The sequence below is a fragment of the Cellulomonas sp. JH27-2 genome, assembly GCF_014837175.1.
Taxonomy (GTDB): domain Bacteria; phylum Actinomycetota; class Actinomycetes; order Actinomycetales; family Cellulomonadaceae; genus Cellulomonas.
Genome location: NZ_JACYFR010000003.1, coordinates 481,644 through 493,736, shown reverse-complemented (window position 1 = coordinate 493,736; position 12,093 = coordinate 481,644). Strand labels below are relative to the sequence as shown.

Below are 12,093 nucleotides of genomic sequence, written 5' to 3'. Positions count from 1 at the left end.
AGCGGGGATCGGTCAGGCGATGCCGTCCGGGCCGACGGTCGCACCGTCGGGCACCTGTGCCGCCTCGCCGGGGTCGTCGAGCACGGCATCGCCCGTGACCTCGACGTCGGCGCCGAACGTCCAGTCGCCCCGCACGCGCAGCGACGACGCGCCGACGAGCGACGGCGTGGCGGGCACACGCTCGTCGAACGCGGCGATCGTCTTGTAGTGCTCGTCATCCAGGTCGACGAAGGGCGCGTCCACCTGCGCGGTCAGCCGGCCGTCGTCGTCGAGCCGGTACACGTCCGAGCGCAGCACCAGCAGGTCGTTGGTCGTCTTGACCGGCAGGAACCGCGACCGGTCGATCTCCAGGACCGCGGCCCCCTCGAACACCTCGATCGCGGCACCCATCGCCGACTCGATCTGGATCACCTTGGTCGACGACCTGTCGCTCGGGTCGACCGTCTTGTCGTTGCGGATGAGCGGCAGCTCCAGGACGCCGTCGGTGCGCGCGAGCTCGTCGGCCACCGCCCGCAGGTCGAGCCACAGGTTGTTGGTGTTGAAGTACAGGTGCCGGCTGATGTCGGAGGCCGCGTCGGCGTCCTGCGGCAGCGTCTGCGCCGTCTCGCGGAGCACGATCCGGCCGTCCGAGCGGCGCACCACCAGGTGGCCGCCCTTGCGGTCCGACGGGGTCCGGCGCGCGACCTCGGCCCCGAACGGGGCGCCGGAGGCGGCGAACCAGCCGGCGATCCGCGCGTCGGGCGCGGCACCGAGGTTGTCGGAGTTGGAGACCGTCGCGTACCGGAAGCCGGCGTCGAGCAGCGCCTGCAGCACACCCGACGCGTGCAGCGCCGTGTAGAGGTCGCCGTGACCGGGCGGGCACCACTCGAGGTCGGGGTCGGCCGGCCACTCGACCGGCGTCAGGTCGTCGGCCCGCAGCTTGGGCTCGCGGTTCTGCACGAAGTCGAGCGGCAGCCCCTCGACCGCCAGGTCCGGGTAGGCCTCGAGCGCGGACAGCGTGTCGTCGCGCGTGCGGAAGCTGTTCATGAGGACGAGCGGGAGCCGGGCGCCCGTCGCTCCGCGGGCCGCGAGCACCTGCTGGGCGATGACGTCCAGGAACGTCTTGTCGTCGCGCACCCGCAGCAGCGACTTGGCGCGGTCCATGCCCATGGACGTGCCCAGGCCGCCGTTGAGCTTGATCACCGCGGTCGCGGCGAGCGCATCGCGGGCGTCGTCGTCGGGCACGTCCACGTCGTCCAGGTGGGTCACGTCCGTCAGCGGCGAGACGTCACCCTCCGGGATGACCCCCGTCTCTCCGGACTCCAGGAGCCCGTAGAAGCGGGAGAACACGTCGACGGCGGTGGGGTGGACACCCCCGTCGATCATCTTGCGTCGGGCCTGTGCGAGTCCGTCGGCGCTCATGAGCCGATGCTAGGTGCGGGCCGCGGCCCGCGGGCTGTGGTGTGGGTCACGCGACGAGGCGGCGGCGCATCTGCGCAGGTCAGGACGTCGCCCGACGAGCGGAAGGCGGCAAATGGTCACGAACCGTTCACGATGGGCCACCGTCGCCCCGCCCGCGGTCCGAACTTTGCGACACTGGACCCATGAGCAGCGCCGCCCAGCCGTATCCGCACGCCTCCGAGGGCGACGAGGTCGAGGACGTCAAGGACCGGCTGCGCAAGGCCATCCGCGCGGCCCGCAGCACGCGCTCGCACCGGCTGCGCGACGAGGCCGCGGAGCACCTGGCCGACGTCGTGACCTCCATCCCGGCCGTCGCCGAGGCCCGCTGCGTGTCCGTCTACGCGGCCCGGCCCGCCGAGCCCGGCACCACGGTCCTGCTCGACCGGCTCGCGGAGCGCGGCGTCCGCCTGCTCCTGCCCGTGCTGGGCTCCGGCCTGCAGCGCGACTGGGCCGAGTACGGCGGGGCCGACGACCTGCGCGAACGCGCCCCGGGCCGGCCGCCCGAGCCCGGCGGGCCCACCCTGGGCGCCGAGGCGCTGGCGGAGGCCGACGTGATCGTCGCACCGGCCCTCGCCGTCGACACCGCGGGCGCCCGGCTCGGCCAGGGCGGCGGCTGGTACGACCGCGCGCTCGAGCACGCCCGGCCCGGCGCACCCGTCGTCGCCGTCGTGTTCCCCGAGGAGCTCTACGACGCGACCGTCCACCCGCTGCCGCGCGAGCCGCACGACCGGACCGTGGACATCGTCGCGACGCCCGAGGGCTGGCAGCCGATCGCGGGCTGACCTTCGTCAGCCCGTCGGGCGCCGTCAGGGCGTCAGCGTCAGCCGGTCGTGCGCGTCGGCAGCGACGCCCGCCGCGCTGAACGGCCAGGGGAACGTGGTCCCGTGCGCCCACGCGGAGAACTGGTCCGTGTAGTGCTTGCTGCCCGGGTGGCCCGACGAGCCCGTGAGGTTGACCCACGTCGACGAGTCCAGGTCCCCCAGGTCCACGACCATCCGCATGGACGGTGCGGACGTCACGTCGTAGCTGTCTTCGCTCGCGTCCCACGCGGTGGCGTCGACGTGCGACGACCCGCCGCCCACCGCGATCGGTGCGGGGTTGACCAGCTCACGCACCAGGGCAGGCACCGAGTCACCGCCGAGCACGGCGTGCTCGGGCGCGGCGTCGTGCAGCTTGCCCCACGACCAGTCCTGCGGGTTGCGCCCCAGGGTCGCAGTGAGCTGGCGGCGCGCGGAGATCATGGCGCGCGTGAGGATCTCGTCGCGCCCCTCCACCAGGCCCGGTGTGGTGCGGTCGTCCCACCACGGCGAGCTCGGCTCGTCGAGCATGGTGCGGACGACCTCGAGCCAGCGGGAGTCTCCGGTGGGCGACTCGCTGTCCGGCAGGTCGTCGTCGAACGTCGTGCGCAGGATGTTCCGCCAGACCGCGGCGAAGTACGCAGCGGCCGGGGAATCGGCGTCCGAGCTGCGGTCCCACGTGCGCAGCAGCCGCTGGCCGTCGGCGTCGAACGCGTCGGGGATGTTCTGCTTGAGCAGCTCCGGGACGAGGACGTCCGCGTACGGGTTGTGCTTGTCGTTCTGGAGCGCACCCATGTCGGCGACGTCGAGCTTGCCGCCGTCCTTCGTCCTGGCGGCCAGCAGGTCGGCGATTCGCTGGCTGCGGTAGCCGTAGTCCCAGTCCGACGTCAGGAAAGGGCCGGTCCCGCGCGGCGTGACCTGCTGGTTCGCGGCGACGATGATGCCGTCGTCGGGGTCGAGCGCGTGCGGCATGTCGCTCGGGTCGACGTACCCCTGCCAGTCGTACGAGCTGTCCCAGCCCGGCCGCGGCCACGTCCCGTCCGATGGCACCGCGCCCTGGATCTTGGCCCGCACCGGGATGCGACCGGGGGCCTGGTAGCCGATGTGCCCGTCCGTCGTCGCGAACACGATGTTCTGCGACGGCACCTCCAGGAGGCGCCCCACACGGGCGATGTCCGACGCGCTGTGCGCCACGTCGATCGCGAGCAGGGCGTCCGCCGTGTGGCCCGGCGCCAGCGCGGTCCAGGCGAGCGACACGGCGTAGGCGTGGGAGTAGGTCCCGTCGGGCCCGGGGGCGTCACCGAGCGCGGAGACGTCGTCCATGACATCCGAGATGATCGGGCCGTGCCGGGTCGCACGCACGGTGATGGTGACGTCGGCGCCGCCGTTGACCTTGATCGTCTCGGACCTGACCGTCATCGGTTCCGTGCCGTCGTCGCGCTGGACCACGTCACCGTTGGTCCGCTCCATGAAGAAGTCCGTGACGTCGGCGCCCAGGTTGGTCAGGCCCCACGCGAGCTCGTCGTTGTGCCCGATGACGACGCCGGGCATGGCCGCGAAGGAGAACCCGCTCACGTCGTAGGGGCACGCCTCGCTCACCTGTGCGCACCGCAGGCCGATCTGCTGCCAGATGCCGGGCGCCGAGATGGACAGGTGCGGGTCGTTCGCGAGCAGCGGCTTGCCGGACGTCGTGTGCGCACCGGCGACCACCCACGAGTTGGACCCGACGCCCTCCCCGTCGCCGACCAGGTGCGGGACCGCGTCGAGCGCCTTGTTGGCCGAGTCGATGGCACGCTGCAGGTCCGCGTCCTTCAGGTCGAGCGGCAGCTCGGCGGCGGTCGCCGTCGCGCTCGGGCTCGCCTCGGCCTTGCTCAGGATGGGGGCGTTCAGGTCCTGCGGGTAGGGCGGGAACAGCTCGTCGACCTTGTCCACGTCGCCCACCGACGTGAACGTCCGGGCGCGCGAGAGCTCGTCGTCGTAGTTGCCGCGCAGGTCCCAGGCCATCGCCTTGAGCCACGCGAGCGAGTCCACCGGGTCCCACGGCTCGGGCGCGTCGACGTCCACCTGCAGGCCCAGGACCGTGTACTCGACGGCGATCTGCGAGGGCGCCTTGCCCGCCAGGTACGCGTTGACGCCGTCGGCGTACGCCTGCAGCGCCGCCTTCGTCTCGGGCGCGATGATCGACCACTCCTGCTGCGCGACCCGCCGCCAGCCGAACGTGCGGATCACCTTGTCCGCCTCGAGCGCGTCCTCGTTCTTGCCCACCAGCTCCGAGAGCCGCCCCGCCGTCACGTGCCGGCGGTAGTCCATCTCGAAGAAGCGGTCCTGCGCGGCGACGTAGCCCTGCGCGCGGAACAGGTCCGCGCTGGTCGTCGCGGTGATCGTCGGGACCCCGCGGGCGTCGCGCGTCACGACGACGGGCGCGCTCAACCCGTCCAGGTGCAGCGTGCCGCTCGTCTGCGGCAGCGGGCGGCGCACGACGACGACCGCCGCGACCACCGACGCGACCAGAGCGACGACGAGGACGATGGCGACGGACAGGAGCGTGAGGCGGACTGCGCGGCGAGACACCCTGCGAGGGTAGTTCGTCGGCGCCTGCCCGCGGGCGATCCGTGCAGGTGGTGGGCGCCGGAACAACCACCGACGCTGTGCCGTTACGCTTGGCACTCGGAACTCGCGAGTGCCAGTCGGTTCCACCGGCAGCACCCGTTCCACCGTCAGTGCCCGCGGCCCCGGCCGCGTCCCCCGTCCTGGAGATCGCCCGTGCCTACCTATTCCTACGCGTGCACCGCCTGCGGCCACGCGTTCGACATCCAGCAGTCGTTCAGCGACGACTCCCTGACGGTCTGCCCCGAGTGCGAGGGCCGGCTGCGCAAGGTGTTCTCGTCCGTGGGCGTCGTGTTCAAGGGCTCGGGCTTCTACCGCAACGACGCGCGCGCCGGATCCGGGTCGGGGAAGTCGTCGTCGATCCCCGCCGAGTCGAGCTCGTCGGCTTCGTCGAGCTCGTCGGACACGTCGACGACGTCCGGGTCGACCTCGTCCACCTCCGCGACGCCCGCCCCCGCCCCCGCGGCGAGCAGCACCCCCGCCGCAGCCCCGGCCGCCTCCGCCTGACGGCCCGCGGGCTGTCGGGCGGCGGGCTCTCAGCGCGACGCGACCACAGCCACACCCCGGGCGCACGCTCGTCCACAGATCCGCCCACCCGGCCGCTGCGGCCTCGCCACGGCGCCTAGCGTCGCCGTCATGAGCACCTTCGCGGGCGGCGCACCGCCGCCCCTCGAACGCCGGCGCGCACCCCTGGGGATCACCGTGCGCGCCGTCCTGTGGCGCACGAGGTTCCTGGTCGCCGCGCTGTTCGTCGGCGTCGCCGCGTCCGTGGCGGCCGACGCCGCGCGCCCCGCACCCCCGCCGACCGTGCCGGTGGCGGTCGCCGCTCACGTGCTGGCAGCGGGTTCCGTGCTGCGGGCCGACGACGTCGCCGTCGTCCGGATGCCCGTCGCTCTCGTCCCCGACGGCGCCCCCACCAGCGCCGCCGCGGTGGTCGGAGGGTCCATCGCCGTCCCGGTGGCAGCCGGCTTGCCGCTGGCCACCGGGGTCCTGATACCCGACGACCTCGCCGGGCCGGACGGGACCGTGGTCGCCGCGGTCAGGCTCGCCGATCCGGCCGTGGCCTCGCTGCTCGGCACCGGCATGCGGGTCGACGTGCTGGCCGCGACGGCCGAGGGTGGTCGGGGCAAGGTCGTCGCCGAACGTGCCCTGGTGCTGCCCGCGCCCGCCGCGCGCGGTAGGGATGGCGCGACCACGGTGGGCGGGATCACCGGCGTCACCGGGTCTGCCTCCGACGACGACAGGCCCGTCCTGCTCGCCGTCCGGCCCGGCGAGGTCGCGGACCTCGCCGCTGCGTCTGCTGGGGCGCTGCTCTCGGCCGTCGTCGTGCCATGAGGGAGGCGAGTCAGGTGAGCCGAGCGGGGGTGGAGGTGCTCTGCGCCCTCGTGCCGCCGGAAGGGCCGTGCCATGATCGGGACGCATCAGCAGAGCCACCGAGGAGGCGCACGTGACGAAGTCGATCGATACCACCGCCGTCGGCGCGCGACTCAGCGGCGTGAGCAAGGTGCTACAGGGCTTCAAGGACTTCATCGCGCGGGGAAACGTCGTCGACCTCGCCGTCGGCGTGGTGATCGGTGCCGCGTTCGGCAAGGTCGTCACCGCGTTCGTCGAGGCGGTGCTCAACCCACTGATCGGCTGGATCTTCGGGCAACCCAACCTCAACAACATCTGGAACATCGGGCCCTACACGTGGGACGACGACGCCAAGGGCGTTCAGGCCATCCAGGTCGGCGTCGTCCTCACGCAGCTCCTGAACTTCGTCCTGACTGCGGCCGCCATCTACTTCTTCATCGTGCTCCCGCTCAACGCGCTCGCGGCGCGCCGCAAGCAGGGTGAGGAGCCCGAGCCCGCGGCTCCCGCCGAGGACATCCTGCTGCTGCAGGAGATCCGCGACCTGCTGGCCGCACGTCCCAACGCGGCGGTCGCCAACGACACCGGCGGCCCGACTGCCCCGCCGACCATCCCGCCGACCACACCGCCGGTGCCGCCGAGCTGAGTGGCCGATCGCCGTCCGCGCCGTCGTACGCAGCGCGGATCCCTGACTGATCCCGTGACGACCCGTGCGCTACCAGTGCGGGGGCTTGTCGCGGCGGAGTCGTTCGTCGTTGCCGTCGGTCGACTCGCCCCACCCGAGGTCGCTGTCGTCCGCGCTCCGGATCGGCAGCGCCGGTTCGTGTGCGTCCTCGACCTGGCCGCGCCGCACGGTCGGCTCCTCAGGCGTCGGCGCGGCCGCGTGCGTCGAGCGCAGGATCGCGTCGTCGGTGCCCACCGTGCCCGCGGGCCTGACGGCGCGCCGACTCGCACGTCGTGGGCTGGTCATCCTCCGATGATCCCACCGCTCTCGTCGAGCACCGAACCCGCGCAGGCGTCGCGGCCGGGATCAGGCGTCGGTGGCCACGCCCCGAGACACCGCACCGCGGATCGCCGTGTCGACGCGGTAGGACCGACGGGTGATCCCCAGCTCGTCGCGCAGCGCAGCCGCGAGCTGGTCGCGCGAGCGCTCCTGCCCGTCGGACCGCAGCCACGTGACCAGCTCGTCCAGCTGGTCGTCCGAGTAGGCGCCGATCGGCAGGCCGCGCCGGACGTCGGGCCGCTCCCGGGTCGGGACCGCGAGGGCGAGCTGCAACGGGCGTGACGTCACGGCCGGCTCGGGCGCGTGGGACGTGCTCGCTGTCGACTCCGCCGTCTCCACCTGCTCAGCGCCGTCGGTCGCCGGCCCGGCGGTGTCGACCGGCTGGGCGGCGGTGAGGTCGGCGCCGCCCGCGTCGTCGGCGGGCTGGGCATCGGCAGGCTCAGTTCCCGCAGGCTCGGCTTCAGCGGCCACGGCGCCGGCGGACCCGACGTCGCCCGCGTGCGCGGCGGGCTGGTCGTCCAGGTCGGCGTCGACGACGATCGCCGGGAGGCTCTGCGTGACGGGCCGGCGGACGTCGCCCGCGTCGGTCGGGACCAGCGCGTGGACGGCTCGGCGGATCCGGTCCACCTCGGCCTGCGGGTCGAGGAACGCGGCGGCGGACCACACCCGCAGCACCGACCAGCCCAGGTCGACGAGCCGGTCGGGGACCAGCCGCTCGCGGACACGGATGCTGGGCTCGGCGACGTAGGCCTCGTCGTCGGTCAGGACGGCCAGGAGCATGCGGTCCGGCAGGTCGGGGTGGCCGACGACCATCGGGATGCGGGCCCCACCGGGGATGCCGTAGTCGACCTCGACGGTGAGACCGTGGTGCCACAGGCGCTCGGCCAGGTCCAGCAGCAGGCGGTCGGGCTCGGGTCGGGCGTCGTCGGTCCGGACGTCGTCGGTCCCGGCGTCGTCAGTCAGCGCGCCGTCCCCCGGCTCGACCGCATCCACCGCGTCGACGCCGCGAGCACCGGCAGCGGGCTCGTCGCCGGACTCGTCCGCGGGTGCGTCTTCACGGGCGTCGGCCGACTCGCCGTCCGGCACGACGATCCCGGCGTCCGAGTCCCCGGGCCGCGGCGCGAACAGGTGCTCGGGCTCGTCGGGCTCCCACGACGCCCCCAGCTCGGTCCCGCCCGCGGCACGCGAACCGGCGAACGCGAGCAGGTCGCGCAGCAGGCGAGGTCCGGGGCCGCGCAGGCGGGCGGCGTCGAGGTCGTCGGCCGCGAACGACGAGACGACCGTGAGCCGGCGCGCGGTGGACCCGAGCGCGTCGAGCAGCAGGGCGTCGCCGCCGGGGCTGCTGATCGCGCCGAACGTGTGCAGCACGCGCCGGTGCGGCGTGCGACCGAGCCCGAGGCTGAGGACGACGGCGTCGCGACGCAGGCCACCGCCGTTGCTCAGGTCGGTCACGACGAACGGGTCGGCACGGCCGGCGTCGAAGAACGCGGCCAGCGCGGGGTTGGTGCGCACCTCGGCCAGGACGGCCTCGCGGACCGCCTCGGCGTGCTGGGGCGTCACGGTCACGACGGCCAGCGACTCGTCCGCGCGCATCACCGCGTGATCGAGCACCCGCTCGACGACGCGCTCCACCTCGGCGTTCGTCGTCGCGACCATGCCCGAGTCCGGGTCCGGCATTCCGGTGCCGTCGACGAGCTCGAAGCCGACCAGCGGCGCCTGCTCCGGCAGCGGCAGCGCGGCGAGGACGCCGTCGTAGCCGTGCCGGGCCAGGAACGCGGTCAGGTACGGGTCGCGGCGGGACGCGCGTGCGTGCAGGGCGACGCTCGGCAGCACGCCGGCGAGCTCGCGGACGGCGGACCCGGACGCGCAGCGGGCGTCGCCGACGACCACGATCTGCCGGCCACGCGCCACGGCGGCGAGCGCGACCTCGACGGGCAGGTGCGCGGCGGAGTCGATGACCACGAGGTCGACGGTCCGCGACGGCGGCAGCACCTGCGGGACCAGCATCGGGCTTGCGGCGATCACCGGGCGCAGGCGTCGGGCGACGTCGGGGTGGCGGCCGAACGTGTCGCGCAGCGAGGTGAGGCGCTCCTCGACGAGCTCCGCGAACAGGTCCTCGGCCTGCGCACGGTGCTGGCGCAGCACGGTGCTCACGTGCGCGACGGCACCGGCCAGCACCGGGCCGGACAGCCGGTCGATGTGCTCGCGGTCGAGGCGCGCGTACTGGGCGGCGAGCGCGCCGAGCGTGGACCCGTCGTAGCCGGCGAGCGTGGGCTCGGCCGTGAGGATCTGCTCGATGACGGTGCTCCACCACGCCAGGTCCAGCTCGGCGGAGGCGAGCGCGGGGTCGACCCGGCGCTGGGCCAGGTCGTCGACGAGGGCCTCCAGGCCGGCCTCGCGCAGCGTGTGCAGCAGCCCGGTCCGGTCCGGCAGCGTCTCGAGCGCGTCGGTCGTCGTGCGCAGACGCGTCAGCCGTTCGACGAGCGCGTCGATCGTCAGCCCGCGCAGCCCGGCGCCGTCGGGCGTCCCCGCGAGCACCTGCTCGAGCGCGTCGAGGTCCGCCAGCAACGGGCCCAGCTCGTCCTCGATCTGCTCGAGGCCGTCGGGCAGGCGCGGCCACCCGCCGCCCGGGCAGTGGTCGTGCCAGATCTGGCGCTGGCGTGCGACCTCGACGAGCGCCGCGTGCAGGTCGGGTACCGGACGTCCGGGCCGCACCATGTCCTTGGCCTGCTTGGCCAGCCGACGACGCACGCGCCCGCTCATCTCGACGCCGTGCTCGTCGCGCCACTGCGCGGTGGCGGTCGCGGCGACGAGGTCGTCGGCGGTGCGCTCGAAGACGACGGGCAGGAACTCGTCGAGGGCGCCCCGAACGCCGTCGAGCATCGCGAGCTGTTCGGTCCAGGCCGCGAGCGTCGCCGCGCGGTTGAGCCCGGTCTCGGTGGCGACCTGCTCGGTGCGGGCCGACAGGGTCGGCAGCGCCTCGTCGAGCAGCCGCTCGATGCGCCGCACCGTGTCGTCCGCGTCCGCACGTGTGCGCAGGTCTGCGCCGTACCAGGGCGTGTCGCCGGGCCGCACGGAGAACGCACCGAGCTCGCCCGCGCGCGTCAGCAGCGCGGCCAGCTCGTCGCGCCGGGTGCCGTCGATCGCGCGGGTCGCGGCGGCGCCCAGGCGGACCGTGGTCCGCGGGGTCGGACGCGTGGAGGTCAGTCGCGCCAGCTGCTGCAGCGCGTCGTAGGCGGACACGCCCCAGGGCTCACGGGCCGCGTGCAGCGCGACGACGTAGCTGCGCAGCTGCTCGCGGTGCGCCACGAGCTCCGCGCGCAGGGCGTGCGTTCCGTGTGCGTCGACCGTCGGCGCCTCGAACGTCATCGCCCCGAGCAGGCGACGCGCGGCGGCCGTCCGCCAGCCCGCCTCCGGCGCGACGTCGAGCAGCAGCGCGTCGAGGCCCAGGCGCCCGAGCCGCTCCCCGAGCGCCACCGCGGCACGGCGGTGCCCGGGCACGTACAGGACGGTCCGGCCCGACGCGGCGGCGTCCGCGACCAGTGCTGCCAGCGTGCCGGTGACGTCGGACCCCGTCGGCGCGTCGACGAACAGGTGCGTGCCGGTGGCGACGACGTCCAGCACGTGCTGCTGCGTCGGGTCCAGGTCGCCGACCCCGCGCTCGAGCGCCGGGTCGCGGTCCCCGCGTTCCGGCGCCGGCAGCTCCCGGGCGGCCAGCTCGTCGGCGCCCACGCCCGCGAGCGCGGCGACCACCTCGTGCCGGTCCAGCGTCCCGGCGAGCTGGTCGAGGTCGTCGACCAGCACCTGCCCGGGGTGGACGAACGCGCCGACGACCACGCGCTCCGCGAGCGTGAAGTCCTCCAGGACGGCCTCGCCCAGCGACGCGAGCCGCTGCAGGGCCGCACGCGGGTCGAAGCCGGACGGCGTGAACGCACCGCGCGCCACGGCCGCCGGGTCCAGCAGTGCTCCGCGCGAGCGCAGCGCACGCGCCAGGACCGGGTTCACCTCGAGCGACGGCTCGAGCGCGAGCTCGTAGTCGGCCTCGCCCGTCCCGCGTGCGTGCAACGTGACGGGTCGCAGCAGGACGGGCGCGCGGACCGTGCGGGGCTCGGGCGGTGCGACCTCGTCGTCGCGGGTGCGCTGCCTCGTGACCGAGGCGAGCGCAGCGACGTCGTCCTGGGCGACCTGGCCGGCGCCACGCTCGGTCCACGTCGCGACGCCGATCGCGAGCGACGTCGGGGCGATGCCGTACTGCTGGGCGTACGCGGCCGACCGCGCGCCGACCGCACGGGCGCGTCGTCGGGCGGTCGAGAGCGCCGTGCCCTCGCGCACGAGGTTGGACAGGCGGGTCTCCCGGCCTGCGAACAGCTGGGCCATGCCGGACGGGTGCGCGGCCGAGAGGTCGAGCGCGGCCTCGCCCAGCAGCTCGACGTCCGCGAGCGTGGACCCGCCGGCCGCCTCGACGAGCGCCGCCCGCCAGGTGGCGACGGCACCTTCCATCAGCTCGGCGGGCGACGGGGGTTCGACGAGGACGACGGGCGCGCTGTCACCTGCAGGCGCCGCCAGGGCGCCCGAGGGCGCGGCGCGAGGGTCGTCGGAGTCTGCTCCGGGAACCTGCACCTGGCCTGGTGTGGCTCCCGTGCCGGGCACGCGTGCGGGAACGGTCACCCATCGACGGTAACCGCGGCCCCGACGAACACGCGGAAGCCGCGCCGACGGCCTCCACCCGGGTCACCCGCGAGCATCTGCACCTCACCGCCGGACGTCGTCGGGGGAACGACGAAGGGCGGGACCCGGAGGTCCCGCCCTTCGTGAAGCAACGACGGTGCGCACCGCGCAGGGGGCAGGCGATGCGCACCGTCAGGTAAGAGTGTGCGGCACGAAACCCCTGTTGGT

The 12,093-nt window shown here is 74.4% G+C and carries 8 protein-coding genes; 4 read left to right on the top strand and 4 right to left on the bottom strand.

Going from position 1 to position 12,093, the window contains the following annotated elements; translation table 11 throughout:
- Positions 1-12 precede the first annotated feature (12 nt).
- Positions 13-1,401, bottom strand: a complete 1,389-nt coding sequence (locus IC607_RS11315) for a UTP--glucose-1-phosphate uridylyltransferase (protein ID WP_191787468.1) — start codon at positions 1,399-1,401, stop codon at positions 13-15.
- A gap of 182 nt (positions 1,402-1,583) precedes the next feature.
- Here IC607_RS11315 and IC607_RS11310 point away from each other — a divergent pair, with 182 nt between their 5' ends.
- Positions 1,584-2,222, top strand: a complete 639-nt coding sequence (locus tag IC607_RS11310) for a 5-formyltetrahydrofolate cyclo-ligase (RefSeq protein WP_191787467.1) — start codon at positions 1,584-1,586, stop codon at positions 2,220-2,222.
- A gap of 24 nt (positions 2,223-2,246) precedes the next feature.
- Here the strand turns inward: IC607_RS11310 and IC607_RS11305 are convergent, their stop codons facing one another.
- Complete coding sequence (locus IC607_RS11305) at positions 2,247-4,808, bottom strand: penicillin acylase family protein (protein WP_191787466.1); 2,562 nt, start codon at positions 4,806-4,808, stop codon at positions 2,247-2,249.
- Between the two features lie 192 nt (positions 4,809-5,000).
- Here IC607_RS11305 and IC607_RS11300 point away from each other — a divergent pair, with 192 nt between their 5' ends.
- The 3 genes from IC607_RS11300 to mscL all read left to right on the top strand — a co-directional run bounded on the left by IC607_RS11300 (position 5,001) and on the right by mscL (position 6,840).
- A complete protein-coding gene (locus tag IC607_RS11300) occupies positions 5,001-5,351 on the top strand; it encodes an FmdB family zinc ribbon protein (RefSeq protein WP_191787465.1) in 351 nt (116 codons plus the stop codon).
- Between the two features lie 129 nt (positions 5,352-5,480).
- Complete coding sequence (locus tag IC607_RS11295) at positions 5,481-6,179, top strand: SAF domain-containing protein (protein WP_191787464.1); 699 nt, start codon at positions 5,481-5,483, stop codon at positions 6,177-6,179.
- Positions 6,180-6,291: 112 nt separating this feature from the next.
- Positions 6,292-6,840 carry a large conductance mechanosensitive channel protein MscL gene (mscL, locus tag IC607_RS11290; protein WP_370526151.1) on the top strand — a complete coding sequence of 183 codons (549 nt, stop codon included), beginning with the start codon at positions 6,292-6,294 and terminating at the stop codon, positions 6,838-6,840.
- Between the two features lie 69 nt (positions 6,841-6,909).
- On the opposite strand, the gene IC607_RS11285 is transcribed toward mscL, so the two are convergent.
- Positions 6,910-7,164 carry a hypothetical protein gene (locus tag IC607_RS11285; protein WP_191787805.1) on the bottom strand — a complete coding sequence of 85 codons (255 nt, stop codon included), beginning with the start codon at positions 7,162-7,164 and terminating at the stop codon, positions 6,910-6,912.
- A gap of 60 nt (positions 7,165-7,224) precedes the next feature.
- Positions 7,225-11,865, bottom strand: a complete 4,641-nt coding sequence (locus IC607_RS11280; RefSeq protein ID WP_370526150.1) for a hypothetical protein — start codon at positions 11,863-11,865, stop codon at positions 7,225-7,227.
- Between the last annotated feature and the right edge of the window lie 228 nt (positions 11,866-12,093).